The 15,448-nt window shown below is 73.0% G+C and carries 23 protein-coding genes; 22 read left to right on the plus strand and 1 reads right to left on the minus strand.

The features are described from left to right. The first annotated feature begins 100 nt into the window (after positions 1-100). Genes ACTJIY_RS11300 through ACTJIY_RS11340 form a run of 9 tightly spaced genes read left to right on the plus strand, consistent with a single transcriptional unit; the run spans position 101 to position 4,402 of the window. Positions 101-601: a hypothetical protein gene (locus ACTJIY_RS11300; RefSeq protein WP_440674404.1), complete on the plus strand. Its 501-nt coding sequence runs from the start codon at positions 101-103 to the stop codon at positions 599-601. Next, positions 594-1,061 carry a hypothetical protein gene (locus ACTJIY_RS11305; RefSeq protein ID WP_440674405.1) on the plus strand — a complete coding sequence of 156 codons (468 nt, stop codon included), beginning with the start codon at positions 594-596 and terminating at the stop codon, positions 1,059-1,061. The genes ACTJIY_RS11300 and ACTJIY_RS11305 overlap by 8 nt, the downstream gene beginning before the upstream one ends. After that, positions 1,061-2,464 (plus strand): Lsr2 family DNA-binding protein, encoded by a 1,404-nt coding sequence (locus ACTJIY_RS11310; protein WP_440674406.1) that lies wholly within the window; start codon positions 1,061-1,063, stop codon positions 2,462-2,464. The genes ACTJIY_RS11305 and ACTJIY_RS11310 overlap by 1 nt, the downstream gene beginning before the upstream one ends. Beyond that, positions 2,461-2,625: a hypothetical protein gene (locus ACTJIY_RS11315; RefSeq protein WP_440674407.1), complete on the plus strand. Its 165-nt coding sequence runs from the start codon at positions 2,461-2,463 to the stop codon at positions 2,623-2,625. Before ACTJIY_RS11310 ends, ACTJIY_RS11315 begins: the two co-directional genes overlap by 4 nt. Continuing rightward, positions 2,622-2,915 carry a hypothetical protein gene (locus ACTJIY_RS11320; RefSeq protein WP_440674408.1) on the plus strand — a complete coding sequence of 98 codons (294 nt, stop codon included), beginning with the start codon at positions 2,622-2,624 and terminating at the stop codon, positions 2,913-2,915. Before ACTJIY_RS11315 ends, ACTJIY_RS11320 begins: the two co-directional genes overlap by 4 nt. Then, complete coding sequence (locus tag ACTJIY_RS11325) at positions 2,912-3,070, plus strand: hypothetical protein (RefSeq protein WP_440674409.1); 159 nt, start codon at positions 2,912-2,914, stop codon at positions 3,068-3,070. Before ACTJIY_RS11320 ends, ACTJIY_RS11325 begins: the two co-directional genes overlap by 4 nt. Next, positions 3,067-3,486 carry a hypothetical protein gene (locus ACTJIY_RS11330; RefSeq protein ID WP_440674410.1) on the plus strand — a complete coding sequence of 140 codons (420 nt, stop codon included), beginning with the start codon at positions 3,067-3,069 and terminating at the stop codon, positions 3,484-3,486. Before ACTJIY_RS11325 ends, ACTJIY_RS11330 begins: the two co-directional genes overlap by 4 nt. Continuing rightward, on the plus strand, positions 3,483-3,971 hold the full coding sequence (locus tag ACTJIY_RS11335; RefSeq protein ID WP_440674411.1) for a hypothetical protein: 489 nt from the start codon (positions 3,483-3,485) through the stop codon (positions 3,969-3,971). The genes ACTJIY_RS11330 and ACTJIY_RS11335 overlap by 4 nt, the downstream gene beginning before the upstream one ends. After that, complete coding sequence (locus tag ACTJIY_RS11340; RefSeq protein WP_440674412.1) at positions 3,968-4,402, plus strand: hypothetical protein; 435 nt, start codon at positions 3,968-3,970, stop codon at positions 4,400-4,402. The genes ACTJIY_RS11335 and ACTJIY_RS11340 overlap by 4 nt, the downstream gene beginning before the upstream one ends. 178 nt (positions 4,403-4,580) lie before the next feature. On the opposite strand, the gene ACTJIY_RS11345 is transcribed toward ACTJIY_RS11340, so the two are convergent. Beyond that, the gene (locus ACTJIY_RS11345; RefSeq protein WP_440674413.1) at positions 4,581-5,225 is read right to left on the minus strand and encodes a hypothetical protein; all 645 of its coding nucleotides are present in this window, start codon (positions 5,223-5,225) and stop codon (positions 4,581-4,583) included. Between the two features lie 426 nt (positions 5,226-5,651). On the opposite strand from ACTJIY_RS11345, the gene ACTJIY_RS11350 reads away from it, so the two are divergent. From ACTJIY_RS11350 to ACTJIY_RS11410, 13 genes are all read left to right on the plus strand, one after another. Continuing rightward, a complete protein-coding gene (locus tag ACTJIY_RS11350) occupies positions 5,652-6,248 on the plus strand; it encodes a hypothetical protein (RefSeq protein ID WP_440674414.1) in 597 nt (198 codons plus the stop codon). Continuing rightward, a complete protein-coding gene (locus tag ACTJIY_RS11355; protein ID WP_440674415.1) occupies positions 6,245-7,201 on the plus strand; it encodes a hypothetical protein in 957 nt (318 codons plus the stop codon). Before ACTJIY_RS11350 ends, ACTJIY_RS11355 begins: the two co-directional genes overlap by 4 nt. 234 nt (positions 7,202-7,435) lie before the next feature. Then, the gene (locus tag ACTJIY_RS11360) at positions 7,436-7,795 is read left to right on the plus strand and encodes a hypothetical protein (protein ID WP_440674416.1); all 360 of its coding nucleotides are present in this window, start codon (positions 7,436-7,438) and stop codon (positions 7,793-7,795) included. A gap of 145 nt (positions 7,796-7,940) precedes the next feature. Further along, positions 7,941-8,438, plus strand: a complete 498-nt coding sequence (locus ACTJIY_RS11365; RefSeq protein WP_440674417.1) for a hypothetical protein — start codon at positions 7,941-7,943, stop codon at positions 8,436-8,438. Beyond that, positions 8,428-9,960: a hypothetical protein gene (locus tag ACTJIY_RS11370; protein ID WP_440674419.1), complete on the plus strand. Its 1,533-nt coding sequence runs from the start codon at positions 8,428-8,430 to the stop codon at positions 9,958-9,960. The genes ACTJIY_RS11365 and ACTJIY_RS11370 overlap by 11 nt, the downstream gene beginning before the upstream one ends. Continuing rightward, positions 9,957-10,148, plus strand: a complete 192-nt coding sequence (locus ACTJIY_RS11375) for a hypothetical protein (protein ID WP_440674420.1) — start codon at positions 9,957-9,959, stop codon at positions 10,146-10,148. The genes ACTJIY_RS11370 and ACTJIY_RS11375 overlap by 4 nt, the downstream gene beginning before the upstream one ends. Beyond that, positions 10,145-11,329: a phage portal protein gene (locus ACTJIY_RS11380; protein WP_440674421.1), complete on the plus strand. Its 1,185-nt coding sequence runs from the start codon at positions 10,145-10,147 to the stop codon at positions 11,327-11,329. The genes ACTJIY_RS11375 and ACTJIY_RS11380 overlap by 4 nt, the downstream gene beginning before the upstream one ends. Beyond that, positions 11,329-12,027 carry an HK97 family phage prohead protease gene (locus ACTJIY_RS11385; protein ID WP_440674422.1) on the plus strand — a complete coding sequence of 233 codons (699 nt, stop codon included), beginning with the start codon at positions 11,329-11,331 and terminating at the stop codon, positions 12,025-12,027. Before ACTJIY_RS11380 ends, ACTJIY_RS11385 begins: the two co-directional genes overlap by 1 nt. Positions 12,028-12,166: 139 nt before the next feature. After that, positions 12,167-13,618, plus strand: coding sequence for a hypothetical protein (locus tag ACTJIY_RS11390; protein ID WP_440674423.1), 1,452 nt, complete (start codon positions 12,167-12,169; stop codon positions 13,616-13,618). Between the two features lie 74 nt (positions 13,619-13,692). Continuing rightward, the gene (locus ACTJIY_RS11395) at positions 13,693-14,187 is read left to right on the plus strand and encodes a hypothetical protein (protein ID WP_440674424.1); all 495 of its coding nucleotides are present in this window, start codon (positions 13,693-13,695) and stop codon (positions 14,185-14,187) included. 3 nt (positions 14,188-14,190) lie between these two features. Beyond that, positions 14,191-14,727: a hypothetical protein gene (locus tag ACTJIY_RS11400; protein ID WP_440674425.1), complete on the plus strand. Its 537-nt coding sequence runs from the start codon at positions 14,191-14,193 to the stop codon at positions 14,725-14,727. Beyond that, positions 14,724-15,206 carry a hypothetical protein gene (locus ACTJIY_RS11405; RefSeq protein WP_440674426.1) on the plus strand — a complete coding sequence of 161 codons (483 nt, stop codon included), beginning with the start codon at positions 14,724-14,726 and terminating at the stop codon, positions 15,204-15,206. The genes ACTJIY_RS11400 and ACTJIY_RS11405 overlap by 4 nt, the downstream gene beginning before the upstream one ends. 11 nt (positions 15,207-15,217) lie before the next feature. Beyond that, entirely contained in the window at positions 15,218-15,445 is a 228-nt protein-coding gene (locus ACTJIY_RS11410; protein ID WP_440674427.1) for a hypothetical protein, read from the plus strand. The last annotated feature ends 3 nt before the right edge of the window (positions 15,446-15,448 follow it).

The following is a 15,448-nucleotide window of genomic DNA, read 5'->3' on the forward strand; positions in this document are numbered from 1 at the left end:
ACGAGCACGGCGTCCGACACCCCAAGCGCACGTGCGGGCACTGCTACCCGGCGCCCGTCCCCGCGATCACCCACCAGCCCTACGCAGAGAGGACCTCGCGATGAGCGAGACGACCGACCAGACCGCGCCGACGCCGGCGCTCGTCGAGATCCCTCAGCACAAGACCCCCGAGGGCGCATGGTGCCCCGTCTCCGGCTGCACCGCGCGCTCGGGGGCGTGCCCCTGCGGGTTCGACCCGACCGCGTCCGCGCCGACGTCGGATCTGCTGCCCGGCCTCGAGCTGGTGCCGCCCGGCGTCGCCTACCAGGTACAGGCCGCGCACGACGCCGTCGTCGGGTCGCTCAAGGCGCTGCTCGCCGGTGCGCGGCACGACGCCGACGCAGCCGCGAGCCGCGCCGAGCGCGCCATGGCGCACGTCGAGGCGTACCTCGCCGAGCTGCGCGCCGCGCGCCCCGTCGTCGCGGCCGCGCGCGAGCTCGTCGAGCACTGGGAGCAGATGCAGACCGTCGTAGCGGAGACGTCGGAGGGCTACCGGCTGGGTGACGCGCTCCGCGACGCCGTGCTCGGTCTCGACGCCGTCGAGGAGGTGCGCCGTGGCTGATCTCGTGAGGATCGGCCGCCCGCGCGTCGTCGTCGAGCCGCTCGACCCTGCGAACCGCAAGGGCATGTGGCTCGCGCGCTGCGAGCACTGCCCCTGGGTGTGCGGCCCAACGGCCAAGTCGTGGATCGAGGAGCACGAGGCGCGCCTGCACCGGGCCCGCCACCGCGGCGCCGAGGTGCCCGTCTGCGACGTCGCGGTCGTGCTGACCGAGTCGGGGGAGGGCTGGACCTGGACGTGCGCGTGCGGCGCGACGGCGGGCGGCGCCTGGCACGGCTCCCCGTTCGAGCACGCCGCCGTCGACGCCGCGCTCGACGCGATCGCGCACGGCCACCGCGGGTCGATCACGATGCCCGAGCGCCTCCCGGTCGCCGTCGTGCAAGCCGCGGACAAGTACGTCGACGCGCGCCGCGCCGAGCTCGAGGCCGACTACCTCGCCGCGAAGCTCGGGAAGGTCGCGTGATGCGCACCCACGGCAACACCGTCGCCGGCGGCGTCGTCGGCGACGTCGCGCACGGCCTCCCGATGGAGGAGCGCGAGGACCGCGACGTCGTGCGCGCCCGCAGGGAGGCGAAGCGCGGGCGACAGCTTGCCCGGTCCCCGTTCGCCGGGCTCGCGACGTCGGAGAAGGACGCGATCGCCTCCCAGGCGCAGGCCGCGGCCGTGGCCACGTCGGCGCTCGCCGAGGCGAAGTACACGACGCCCGTCCTTGAGCCTGAGCCGGTCGTCGAGCAGGCCGCTGCGCCCGACGTAGAGCCGGACGTCTCGCCCGGTGCCGAGCCGGCGCCGGAGCCCGGCCCTCGCGACGACGAGCACCAGGCGCTCGCCGTCGTCGAGGCTCCGGCCCCGAAGCCCATCCCGCGCCCGACCCCGAAGCCCGCCACCCGCACCGCGCGGGCGCACCCGCCGCTCGACGCGGCCGGGATCGTGCGCGAGTACGTCGAGGACCGTCACTCGATCCCGGAGATCGCGAAGCGCCGCGGCCACTCGACATCGACCGTCCGCCGCGTGCTCAAGGGCACGCCCGGCGTGGAGATCCGCGACGACCGCAAGACGAACAGTGGCGCTTCCGCCAAGGACTACGACCCGACCCTCGTCGAGGCCGTCCGCGCCCTCTACACCGGCGACGAGCGCCTCACGCAGGCGCAGGTCGCGGAGCGCCTCGACATCGGCCAGCACGTCGTCCAGCGCATCATGGCCCGCTACGACATCCCGGCACGCCCGGCCGCGCACGAGCGCACCGCGGCGACCATGTCGGGCACGAGCCCCGCCGAGCTCATGGCGCAGCGGCTCGCGGACGCGGGCGTCACCACGCAGCAGGTGCGCGCGTGGGCGCGCGAGCACGGCCTCGCGTGCCCGGCTACCGGGCGCGTCCCTCAGCGGCTCCTCGGCGCGTACCTGCGCGCCGACGGCGGCGCGCCCGTCGAGCCCGACGTGACGGACCTCGCCCTCACCCGTCCCGATCCCGAGTCCACGCCCTTGGCGCTCGCGGACGACAGCATCCCCGAGACCGACGAGCGCCCGTGCGCCGAGTGCGGCGAGCTGGTCGGGTGCCTGTCCTCGCGAGACTGGTGCGACGCCTGCGAGCTCGACGAGCGCCGCGCCGGGCTGCCTTTCACTGCCGTTCTGACGACCGGCGGGACGATCCCGCAGCGCATCGACGCGCACGCCGTCCTTACCCCGCCGGCGCTCGCGGTGCCCGACGTCGTGGCGGGTCTCGTCGACGGCGTCCAGGCCGCCGCGCGCACGCCCGGTGTCGGCCTCGACGCCGTCCTGCGAGCCGCGGGCGACCTGCTCCACGCTGTCGCGGGGATCGTCGCCACCACGAAGGGCGACTACGCCCTCGCTGCGGACGGTGAAGCGTGAGCGCCGAGGAGGGCACCGCCGTCGCCCTGTGGTGCCACGTCTGCAAGCGGTTCGTCGAGCACCATGCGGACTACGTCGACGCGACGAAGGGTCGCGTGCTGCACGTGACGCCGGCGGTCCTCGCGAAGCACCGCGCGACGCACGCCGGCGAGACGGCATGAGCGCGATCTTCGACGCCGCGGTCGAGCAGTGGAAGCGGGTGCGCGCCGAGTACGAGCTCTATCGCGAGCAGCAGTACGCGGCCGCCGTCGAGGCGTGCAACACCGTGTTGCTCAACCGCGAGGGGCGTGCCGCCGGCGTCGACGAGTTCGCGCTGTTCAAGGGCCGTCGTGACCACGCCGAGCGGTGGGCGTCCGAGGAGCTCATCGCCTGGTGGCGCGAGCACGGGCGCATGACGTTCGCGGACTTCGAGCGGCAGTACCTCGAGCAGATGTGGGGTGAGGCCGCGTGACCGTCGACGACCTGCTGCAGCCGATGCCGTACTCGCCGGACTGCGCCCAGGGCAAGCACCGCGCGTGCGCCGGAACGGCGTGGGACTTCGTCGCGGAGGAGCTCGTCGCGTGCGCGTGCGGGTGCCACGCCGAGCCCGAGGCGGTGGCCGCGTGACCGTCGTCGTGCTCGAGATCCCCGGCACCCGCTTCCCGGGCAAGCCGCTCAACGTCAACGACCTGCGAGGGCAGACGAGGCACCTCTCGCGGCTCACGGTCCCGTGGCGGCAGCTCGGCGCCGTCCTCGGTCGTGACCGTCGCTTCCCGCACCCGGTCCGCACACCTGTGCGCGTGTGGGCCGAGTTCCGGTTCCCCGACAACCGGCGCCGCGACACCCCGAACCTCTACCCGACCATCAAGCCCCTGATCGACGGCCTCGTCGACGCCGGCGTGCTCGTCGACGACCACGACGGCGTCGTCGAAGGCCCCTGGCTCAAGCGCACCTACCCGAACGGACCGCTCCGCCTCCGCCTCGTCCTCATCCCGCTCACCCCGTCCGCGCTCGGCACGCCCTACCCCGAGGAGAACCCATGACGACCGCCACCCTGCCCAGGACCGCGCACCGCCGCGCGACCGTCCCCGACCCCGCGCGACTGCTCCGCCAGCCGGGCCGCCCGAGCTGCTACGACGACGACGAAACCTGCGCCCGCTGCAGGCAGTACCTCAACGACTGCGTGTGCGACGACAACGGTCTCGACGTCCAGATCCTGCACCTTCTCATCGGCGCCGACCTCGACGCGATCCGCGCCGACGTCGCCGGCATGCGCGACGACCTCGACGAGACCCGCGCGGCCGCCCGCTACGAGGCCGCGTTCGCCGAGATGGAGAGCCTCGTCTACCTCCACGCCGCGCTCGACCCCGACATCACCGAGACCGACATCCTCGTCCGCGCCGCCTGGGCCCTCCACCTCGGCGCGCATGACGGCATCGCCGGCCCCGACGAGGCCCTCCGTCTCGCCATCGCCACCCTCCGCGGCTGGACCCACCGCCAGGCGCTCGCGGCCGGAGGTGCCCGGTGAGCGGCCGCACGCTGACGCGCGCGGAGCTCGACGCGCTCCCGCTCGGCGAGCGGGTCGGGTTCACCGACGGTCAAGGGTTCCCGGGCGCGGCCGTCAAGGTCGGCACCCGCCCGTCGTCCGGCGCGGAGACCTTCTCGATCACCGGCCCGACGCTCGTCAGCGCGTTCGCGATCGCGCAGGCGGCCGCCGTGGTCCTCGAGCCCGCCGCCGGACCCGGACCTGCCGCGCCGCAGGTCCAGGTCTTGACCGCCCCTGCCGACGTCGACGCGCTCCCGGCGCGCGCCGTCATCCGCGACGCCGCCGGCAACGTCGCCGAGAACGCCGGCGGGCCGTACCCCTGGCTCACGACCGGCTTCTCCGAGTCCTGGCCGTCCGAGGCGTTCACCTACCCGGTCACCGTGCTGTGGCCCCTGCCCGGGGCGGATCAGTGAGAGAGCGCATGTCTCGACGAGGCGACGAGGAACTCCGGGCGCGAGAGCGTCGCGCGAACGCGATCGCGTTCCGGTGGGCGGTGGGCGTCTCGCTCCCGGCGAGCATCCTCGGCGCCCTACTCGGTCGCCTGATCGCATCCACGCTTCGCTCGTGGTGGGGGTGGTGATGGCTCAGCGGCTAGGAGAGGCCGAGAAGGTTCAACACGATGCTGACTGCGAGGCCACACGCGGCGCCGATAGCACCACCCCACAGGGCGCCCTTCTTCGCTGCCCGCGACTCCACCTCGGTCTCATGTTGCCGACGGGAGTGCTCGACGCCGTCGATGTTGGCAAGCACCACGCGCTCGTCGAAGCGCCCCTTCCGGCGGAGCTTCTCGGTCTGGGACATGACGAGGTCGACCAAGAAGAGCGAATCTCCTGGTTGAACCTGCGCCGCGCTTCCGTTCGTGATGGTGACACCTCTGGTGGTGAGTCTTACAACGTAGGTGTAGTCGACCTGCCCCGCGGTCGTGGTGATCTCGACCCACTGACGGTCGGGCGCCGAGACGTTGGTGAGCCCACCGACGACAGCTTCCGGCGGGCGACCCTTCGCACCCTGGGCGAGCTTTACCGTGCTCAGCCCCGTGAGCATGGACTCGTCGAGCGCTCTGCACAAGCCCAGCAAGTGGTCGGTGCTCGGCAGGCGCCTCGGAGACCTCGTCTCCACGGTCTGTGGCCCAGCCACAGACCAGCCCCGGGGGAGCGGACCGCGGTCCTGGGTTGCCTGCGCCAACGTCAGGCTCGCTGTGTGGACTCGTTCCCGGATCCGCGCACTCCACGTCATGGGCGGATCGTAGCGGGCGGCGCTCGCGGCAACGGGGGTGTTCGGTGACAGCCGCCGCGCTCCCGGTACGGCGGCCGCGTCGTGGACAGAAGCTCACGATCCCGGCCCGCGCGATGACCTACGTCGTGGTGTGGGACGAGCTCGGCGTCGTCAAGGTCGGGCGAGCGTGGAAGCGGCACCGCCTCGCCGGCCTGACGAGCACGGGCGGGCGCGTGGCGATCCTCGAGTGGGACACCGAGGACGTCGTCGAGTGGGCGGTGCTGACGATGCTGCGCGCGCACCCCGAGCTCGTGCGGCCGGCGTTCGCGTCGGCCGAGGAGTCGCTCGGTCTCCTGCCGCCGCACGGCCGCGGGTGGACCGAGTGCTTCCGCTTCGACCCGGACCAGTGGTTGGCCGTCCGGGACCTGATCTTCCGAGGACTGGTGAATGGTGACCGAATCCAAGCCCGCCGAGCCGCCCATGGACGGCCTGACGCGGCTGCTCACGGACCCGACGCTACTGGCGCTCCCGGAGCGGACGAGACGGACGGCGCTCGGTCTGTGGCAGCACCACGTCGACCGGCAGGGGACGGGCCCGGCGGACCCGACGATGGTGCGCGAGACGGTGTGGCCGACGACGTCGAGCGTGACCGACGACGACGTCCTGGACGACCTCGTCGTCCTCGCGGACGCGCACTGGCTGGCGCTCGTCGACGGCCCGCGCGACGCCCTGCTGCTGCGCCTCGAGGGATGGCCTTCCACCGACCCGGAACCACCACCAACACCCCAACTCGGACATTCGGTCCAGGGAGTAGTAGGAGAGAAGGAAGGAAGGGGGAGGGGAGCGGAGGAGGCGCCCGCCCGACCTGCCCCGGCCGCACCGGTCCCGCTCTCCTCGACCCTCGCTCTCATCGCGACGCAGCCCGAGCCCTCACCTTTCTGCCACCAGCACCAGCCCTGGGGGATCGAGGAGGTCTGCGGACCCTGCGGCAGCGCCCGCAAGCGACACGAGCTCTGGAAGCGCGCGATCAAGGAGACCCGATGATGACGACCGCCCCGCCCGCGAGCTGCACCGCGCACGCCTGGACCGCGACCACGGCCCACGACGACGGGCGCCCGGTGTTCGCCTGCACCGCCTGCGCCGAGACGACGACCGGGTGCCAGGACTGCGACCGCCCGCTCGAGACCGCCCTGACGATCTGCGCCCGGTGCCTCGACCGCGCCCGCGGCCTGCTCGACGACATCGGCACCTACCTCGCCGAGATGTCCGACGTCGCCCGGGTCGCTGTCGGGCTGCGTGCCGTCCGGTACGACCTGACGGGCACGGCCTCGGCGTCGAGCTCGGACCGGCTGCCGCACGGCCTGGACGCGGCGTACCGCGAGGACGTCCCGGTGCCGGGCCCGTCGTCGATCCGCACGCGCGGCGGCGCGCTCGACCTGCTCGAGGCGTGGGTCGACGACTGGGTCGACCGGTGCGGCGACCCGGACGGCGCGTGGGACACGCTCACCTACCTCGCCTCGCACACCCTCTGGGCTGCGCAGAACCACCCGGCGTGGCGCGTGTACCTCGACGAGCTCCGGGCAACGCGTGCCGTCGTTCGTCGCCTCGCCGGCCTCGCGCCCGAGCGCGTCGGGTCGTGCCCGGACTGCGGCGGCCCGGTCGTCCGCGACTGGGACGTCGCGGCCGGCCTGGGCGACGACGCGCGCTGCTCCCGCTGCGGGAAGGCGTGGCTCGGCGGTGAGCACCTCGCGCTGGACCAGGGCGCACGGCTGCGCGAACTGCCGGATACCGACCCGGACCTCCTCGTCACGATCGACCAGGCGCGCCGCCTCGTGCCCGAGGTGAAGCGGAACACGATCAACCAGGTCCTCGCCCGGGACCGGAAGCGACCCGCCGAGGAACAGCGGCTCCCGGTCCGCGGCCACGACGCGGCCGACCGTGCGCTGTACCGGCTCGGCGACGTGCGCGACCTCGCGCGTGATCGCGCTCCGGCGTAGTACGCTGTCACCGTTCGGGCGTGTTCGTCATGCCCAAGGAAGCCCCGACCGCGCACCACTGCCGCGGCCGGGGCTTCGTGCTACCCGGGACCGGAGCATCCCGGGTTGGCCGGCGCCGTCGAACGCACGCGACGTGCGCCGGCCCCCCACTCCACCTCCCGCCGTCGCCCTGGACCGCGCGACACACCACGGCGACCCCGACGGCGCGGGAGCCCGGCGGCGGCGGGAGGCACCATGCGAGGACGCGGTGGGCACGCGTGGCGCGAGCTGGTGCGGGTGCTGTGCCCACCCGGCTCGTACTGCGAGGTCGAGGACTGCTACGGCCCGAGCCGCGCCATCCTGTTCGACCTGCGCCGCGGGCACCCGCTCGGCCCGAGCCTCGACCACAAGGTCGAGCTGTGGGAGGGCGGCGACCCGGAGAACCCGGCGAACCTGCGGCCCGCGCACCTGACGTGCAACGTCCGCAAGTCCAATGCCCGCCGTGCCGAGTGGAAGGCGCAGCAGGCCAGGGCCCGGCACTCCCGTGCTCGCCTCGCTGCGGCCGACGATCAACCGCGTCGACGTCGGTCCTCGGCCGTGTTCGAGGACGACTGACCGACCTCGCCCTGACCTCACGATCCTGCGTCGCCCCTGGTCAGCGCGCGGTTTTTTGAAGGATCGCTGCAGCGGAGACCCGCGCCTGTCCATTTTTCAGTACACGCACAGGGCAGAGCCTGTGACGAGTCACAGGGGGTGACGGGTGGCCTCGGAGATCACGCACGGCGACGCCGGCCCCAGCCGCAAGGCGTACCAGCGCGGCTGCGGGTGCCCCGCCTGCCGTGCGGAGAACGCCCGGTACGTCGCGGAGCGGCGCGAGGAGAAGCGCCGCGCGCAGCTCCCCGAGGAGATCCCCGAGCGGCCCCCCGTCGTCGTGCACGTGCCCGCCGACGAACCCGACGAGCCCGGTCCTGCCGGCCCGATCGAGCAGGCGCTCGCCGACGACCTGGCGCGCGACGACGGCAAGCCCGAGTTCCTTCGCGCGGTCGCTACCACGGTGGCTCGCTCGCTCGACGGTGCGGTGAAGCAGCACCGGCACGACCTGGTGTCGCCGCTCGCGCAGCGCCTCGTCGACATCGGCACGCGCTTGTTCCCGCCCAAGCCCGAGGGCGGCGGCGAGCTGACCGAGGAGGAGAAGCGCGCGAAGGTGCTCGAGCTCATCCGCGGCGACGGCGAGGACGGTGCGGCCAGTGGGTCGTGATCGTCCCGAGGCGATCCCGCTGTTCCACACCCCACGGAACCCGAACCGTGAGACGACCGGGCGCCAGAAGGCCGGCGTCGCGCGGGCCATGGGCCGCCCGTTCATCCCGTGGCAGCAGGACGTCGCGGACGTGTGGGGCGAGATCGACCCGCACACAGGGACCTACTGGTACGACACGCTTGTCCTGATCGGACTGCGCCAGATCGGCAAGACGACGTTCACCATCGTCGAGGGCACCGAGACCGGACTCTTCTACCCGGACGCGCTGATCCGCTACACCGCGCAGACGAAGGGCAAGGCGGCGAGCCGTCTCGAGGACGAGTTCTGGAAGATCCTGCACCGCTCGCCGCTCGAGATGTTCCTGGACCACAACTATGGCCGGCGCACGAACAAGCCGGGGTGGGACGGGACGACCGGCGAGGAAGCGATCCGGTTTACGACCGGCGCGAAGTGGGAAGTCGAGGCGCTCAAGGAGGAGTCGGGCCACGGCCCGAGCCTGACGAAGGGCATCATCGACGAGGCGTTCGCCCACCTCGACGGCCGCGTCGAGCAGGCTATGCGGCCGGCGATGCAGACCATCGAGCACGCGCAGCTCATCATCGCGTCGGCCGCCGGGCACTCCAAGTCGCTCTACCTGCGCGCGCGCCAGCTCCAGGAGGAGGCGCGCTTTCGCTCGCTCGTCGAGCAGTACGGGCCGCTCGGCCCGACTCGCGCACGGGTGTGCTTCGTGCAGTACGCGCTGCCGACGGACATGGACCCGGACGACCCCGCGTCGTGGTGGTACTGCCACCCCGGCTTGGGGTGGCTCACGACCGAGGCGAAGCTCGCGGCCGCGCACGAGGCCGCGCAGAGCGACCCGTGGGAGTTCTACCGCCCGTACCTCGGGTGGTGGCCCGAGGCGAAGCGCGACGAGTGGGTCATCCCCGAGGCGTCGCTGCGGGGGTGCTTCGAGCCGGACGAGGATCTCGACTGGTCGGGTTCGCCGGTCTACGGCATCGACGTCGCGCCGGACCGCTCGGTGGCGACGATCGCGATCGCGGCCGGCGCACCGAACACGCGCGCGTGGGTCGAGGTCCCGCGGCAGGACGTCGGGACCGCGTGGGTCGTCGACGCGGCGCGTCGAATGCGCGACGGGTCCAGCAAGGCCGAGCCCCTCGGCGGTCGGCTCGTCGTGCTCGACGGCGCCGGCCCGGCCGCGTCGCTCGCCCCGGACCTGCGCAGGGCCGGCTTCGAGGTCGTCGAGCTCGGGGCCCGCGAGCTCAACGCCGCGTGCGGCGCCCTGTTCGACGACGTCGTGCAGACGAACCTCACGCACTCCGGCGACCCCGAGCTGTACGCCGCGGTGAAGGCCGCGGTGAAGGCACCGTCCGGGGACTCGTGGCGGTGGGGGCGCAAGCGCTCGCTCGAGGACATCACCGCCCTGTACGCCGTCACGCTCGCCCGGCATGGGTACGTCACCCGTGCGCCGGCCGACTACGACCCGGCCGCTTCCGTGGTCGGACCCACGAAGGAGGACGCGTGAACCTCACGACGCTGCTCGACCTGCTCGGGTCGCTGCTGCTCGTCCTGGCCCTCGCCGTGTTCCTCTGGCCGGTCAGCCCCGCCCTGGCGCTCGCGGCCGGGGGAGCGGGCCTCCTGGCGCTGTCCTGGTTCGTCGACGGCGGGCCGCGGCTGCGCCGTTGGCGGGTCGCAAGGAGGGGGAAGCGATGAGCCTGTTCCGACGCTCGAGCGCCGCGCACGAGGTGCTCTCGATCGGTCGCCAGGCACGAGCTCGCGGCCGGGCCGTCCGCTCGACCGAGGCGCGGCAGCAGTCGGTCGTGTGGGCCGCGTGCCGGCTGCGCTCGGACGTCCTGTCCCTCATGCCGATCGACGTGTTCCGCAAGCGCGGCGAGATCTCCTACCGCGTTCCGCCGCCGCCCGTGCTCGTCACGCCGTCGTTCTGGACCGACGGCGACAGCCAGCCGATGTCGATCGGGGAGTGGCTCGGCTCGAGCCAGATGGACCTTGACACGCATGGGAACGCGTTCGGGATCATCCGCGCGACGGACGGGCTCGGCAAGCCTGCGCAGATCGACCTCGTGCAGGCCGAGGACGTCACGGCCCGGATCAAGGGCGGGCGGATCCTGCACTACCGGATCTGCGGCGAGAAGACCGACCCCGTGCACGTGTGGCACGAGCGACAGTTCACCGTCGGCGGTCTCCCGCTCGGCCTGTCCCCGATCGCGCACGCCGCCCTCAGCATCCTCGGCGCGTCCGGCGCGCAGACGTTCGCGACCGACTGGTTCGCCAACGGCGCCGTTCCGTCGGCGCACCTCAAGAACACCGAGCTCCCGATTCCCGACCCGGCGAAGGCGGAGGCGGTCAAGGCGCAGTTCAAGGCGTCGGTCGCCGCCGGCGACGTGTTCGTCTCCGGCAAGGACTGGACGTACTCCCCGCTCGCGGCCAAGGCCGCCGAGTCCGGGTTCATCCAGCAGATGGAGTACACCGACATCGCGCTCACCCGGTTCTTCGGCGTGCCAGCGGACATGGTCGACGTGCAGTCCTCGACCGGGAACGTCACCTACGCGAACGTCACGCAGCGCAACCTGCAGCTTCTCGTGATGAACCTCGGCGGCGCGATCAAGCGGCGCGAGGACACCGTCTCGGCGCGGCTCCTGCCGGCCGCGCGGTTCGCGAAGCTCAACCGCAACGCTGTGCTCGCGATGGACGCCAAGACCCGCGCCGAGCTGCTCAAACTGCAGATCGACTCTCGCCAGCTCGCACCGTCCGAGGCGCGCGAGCTCGAGGACCGCGAGCCCTTCACCGAGGAGCAGCTCGCCGAGTTCGACCGGCTGTTCGGCGCTCGCAGCCAGGGCCAGCCGCAGACCACCCCGACGGGAGGCACCAACTGATGGACCCCGAGCTGATCGCACGCGCCGGGCACTCCCGCGCGCAGGGCATGGCGCAGCGCGCCGACCGCCCCCGTCAGCGCCGCGCCGCCGAGCCCCAGGGCTCGCGCGCCGCGGTGCACGTCGCCGGCGTCAAGATGTCGCTGCGCGCCGCCGGCGACGACGAGGCTGGCCCGCTCGCGTTCACCGGCTACGCGTCGGTGTACGAGCGCGGGTACGAGATGTGGGACTGGTACGGCCCATATACGGAGATCGTGTCCGAAGCCGCGGGCGCCGAGTCCCTCGCCCGTGCCGACCTCGACGTGCCGCTCGTGCTGCAGCACCAGAGCTTGCGGCGCATCGCGCGCACGACGAACGGCACGCTGCTCCTGGCCGAGGACGAGACGGGCCTGCGCGTCGAGGCGCCCGAGCTCGACCCGCGCGACCAGGACGTCGCGTACATCGCGCCCAAGATCCGCGCCGAGCTCGTCGACGAGATGTCGTTCATGTTCCGGATCACGCTCGGGCAGTGGTCCCCGGACTACACCGAGTACCGGATCCAGAAGTACGACATCCACCGCGGCGACGTCGCGATCGTCGGGTACGGCGCCAACCCGCACACCGGCGGCTACCCAGACCTGCGCGACCAGGTCGCGCCCCAGAACCTCCGCATCGACCTCGGCCTCACGGTCGAGGACGTGCGGCTGCGCGCGCTCGTCTGAGCGCCCGCACCCCTGCTGCTCGCACGTGCTGCTCGAGCTCCGCCCCGCGCCACGGCCTGGGGCGGCCGACTGGCCTCGTCGACTGGCGCCCCTGCACACACCACCGCCCCGCCGGGGCACCATCCGAAAGGAGAGGTCTGTGGACCTCGAGAAGCTCATCGCGCAGGCGCGCGAGAAGATCAACGCGCGCATCAACCTGCGCAACCAGTACGCCCAGGAGCTCGACGAGCTGCGCGGCAAGGACGAGCCGACCGCCGACGACAAGGCGAAGGCCGAGGAGCTGCGCGGCAAGAAGGCGGGCATCGACGCCGAGCTCGGAACCCTCGAGACCGAGCTGCGCGCGCTCGAGGACGAGAAGAAGGCGGACGACGTCCTCGCCCGCCTGGCCGAGCGCGTCAACCCGGTCGACACCGGGGCCGACGCGCGCGGCGGCGACCGGCCCGGCGAGACCCGCGCGGGCTCCGGCGTCGAGGTCCGCGAGGGCCGCACCTACTCGCGCGAGAACGACCCGTCGGGCGAGCTCTTCCTGCGCGACGTCGTCGCCGACGCCCTCAACATCCGCGGCCCGCACCGCGAGCGGCTCGAGGCGCACGAGCGTGAGGAGCGCACCGAGCGCGGGGACAAGCTCGAGGGCCGCGGCGTCACCACGGGCGGCGCCCCCGGCCTCGTCGTCCCGCAGTACCTCGTCGACCTCTACGCCGCCAAGGGCCGGCCCGGTCGCAAGTTCGCCGACCAGTGCCGCAAGCACAACCTGCCCGAGACCGGCATGACGGTCTACATCCCGCGTCAGAAGGCGAAGACGTCGGTCGCCGACCAGACGACGCAGCTCACCCCCGTGAGCGAGACCGACTACGAGGACGAGCTGATCTCGGTGCAGGTGCGCACCGCGGCCGGCTCGCAGACGATCGCGCGGCAGGCGTCCGAGCGCAGCCTCGGCACGCTCGACATCACGTTCGAGGACCTGCTCAAGTCCTACGACGTGAACCTCGACTCGACGATCATCAACGCCGCCACCTGGGGGCTGCTGGCCGTCGCGAACACCGTGACGTACACCGACGCCGACCCGACCGCCGCGGAGCTCTACCGCAAGATCCTCGGCGCGTCCGCCAACGTCGAGGACGTCCTGCTCGACCTCGACGAGGACGACCTGTTCACCCTCGTGCGCGGTCGCCGCTGGGCGTGGCTGCAGGGCGAGATGAGCGACAAGTGGCCGTTCATCGCCGCGCAGGGCGTCCCGGCGCTCGCGGGCGGCACGTCGAACGGCGCCGGCTACCCGGCCGGTGTGCGCGGTCAGCTCCCCAACGGCGGCGACGTCGTGACGGACAACAACCTGCCGAACGCTCTCGGCACGGGGACGAACGAGGACGTCGCCGTGGTCGTGGCCCGGCAGGAGGCGCACCTGTGGGAGGACCCGTCCGCCCCGCTGTACATCCGCGCCGACAACGGCCCGAGCATGAAGTCCCTCGGGATCGACCTGGTCGTCTACGGCTACTACGCGGCGTGCTTCAACCGCGTCGTCGACGAGCAGGGCACCCCCAAGGCCGTGCACCAGAAGATCACGGGCACGGGCCTGGTCGCCCCGGTCTTCTGACCGATCGCGTGCCCGCGCCCCCACCGTGCGCGGGCACGCCTCGCACGAACCCCACGACACGAGGGAGTACAGCCATGGGTGAGCCCACCCACCAGAAGGCGGCCGCCGCGCGTGCCGCCGCCCACCAGGACCGCAGCGAGCTGCGCGCCGCGCTCGTCACCGAGCGTGACGGCTACGTGCAGCGCGGCCTCACCGAGCGCGCCGAGTACGCCGACGCGCAGATCGCCGCTCTCGACCAGCTCGACGAGGACGAGCCGGACGACGTCGACGACGAGGACGCCGACACGGCAGAGGCCGCCGAGCTCCGCGCGTCGGTCGACGAGCTGACCGCGACGGTCGACGAGCTCATCGACCGCAACGCCCAGCTCGCCGCGCAGAACTCCGAGCTGACCGTCGAGAACGAGCGCCTGCGCGGCCTTGTGCCCGACGCCCCGCCCGCGGACTCGACCGGCCCCGCGCCGGCCACGCCCGACCCGAAGCCGGCCGACCCCGAGCCCGCGAAGGCCGAGGCACCGAAGGGCCGTCAGCGCCGCTCCGCGGCCGCGGCCGCCGAGCCCAAGGCGGACTGACCCGTGGCCACGGAGCCGACCTGGCCCATCGACGGCGCCATGGTCGCGGCTGACATGTCGTGGCCGGCGGACCGCGCTGACGAGCTCGAGCAGTACGCGGCCTCGGCGGTGTCGGCGATCGAGCGCCGGGTCGGCCCGTGGCACGGACAGGAGCTCACGCACGCGGTCACGGCGGTGGGGACCCGTTCCGCGGTCGTCCTGCCGTGGCCCGTCGCGAGCGTCGACACGGTCACGGTCGACGGCGCTGCCGTCACCCCGACCGCGACGGACCCCGAGGCGGGCATCGTCTACGGGCCCCTCGGCCCGGGCCGCGTCGTCGTGACCGCGACGGCGCGCCCCGCGTCGTCCGTCCCGGACGAGGTGATCCTCGCCGGGCAGCGCCTCGCCGCGTTCCTCGCCGGCCCGACGAAGGTCGGCCCGAAGGCGCCCGGCCGCGCCGGCACGAACGAGCGCGACGTCGACGTGCTGCAGGGCTTCGCCCTCCCGCGCCAGGTGTCCGAGCTCATCAAGGACTACGTGCTCACGGGAGGGTTCGGATGACGACCGGCGTCGGCATGTACCCATCGCTCGGCGCCGCGACATCGAGCGTCAAGCACGCGCTGCACGACCAGATCGCCGCGGCGCTCGCGGCCGCGGACGAGACCGAGGTCGACGTCCGGTTCGGGTTCCTCTGGCCCACGGAGTGGTTCGACTCGGTCGCGGTCACCGCGGTGCGCGCGACACCCGACGAGGGGACCGTCAGCCCGCAGCGGACGCGGCACCTCACGGTCTACGTCGACGTGTCGATCGTCAGCTTCCGCGTGACCGCGGACGACGCCGAGCCGCACGACCGCGCCTATGGGCTGCTCGGCGTGATCGACGCGCACCTGCGCGAGGACCCGACCATGGCCGGCGCGGCGCTGTGGTGCTTCTCGGACGAGCTCACGTCCGACGGCGCGACCGACGAGGTCGAGGCCGAGGTGGGCCGTCTGTGCGAGATCGCGGTGACCTACGCGGCTCGCGTGATCGTGACCAGGTGAGGAGAGACCCGGTGCGCAAGTTCAAGAACGTCAGCCCGCTCGGCGCGCTCGAGCTGCCGCTCGTCGGCCGCGTCGTCGCGCTCGGCGAGGTGATCGAGGTGACACCTGCGCAGGCGGTGCACCTCGCGGGCCAAGCCGACTGGGAGCCGGCCGACCCGAAGCCGAAGCGTCGCCGCCAGGACGCGACGCCCGACCAGGACGACGACGCCGACGGCGCCGCCGACGAGCGAGAGGAGTAGCCC

This window comes from Cellulosimicrobium sp. 22598, assembly GCF_052044445.1.
Taxonomy (GTDB): domain Bacteria; phylum Actinomycetota; class Actinomycetes; order Actinomycetales; family Cellulomonadaceae; genus Cellulosimicrobium; species Cellulosimicrobium cellulans_G.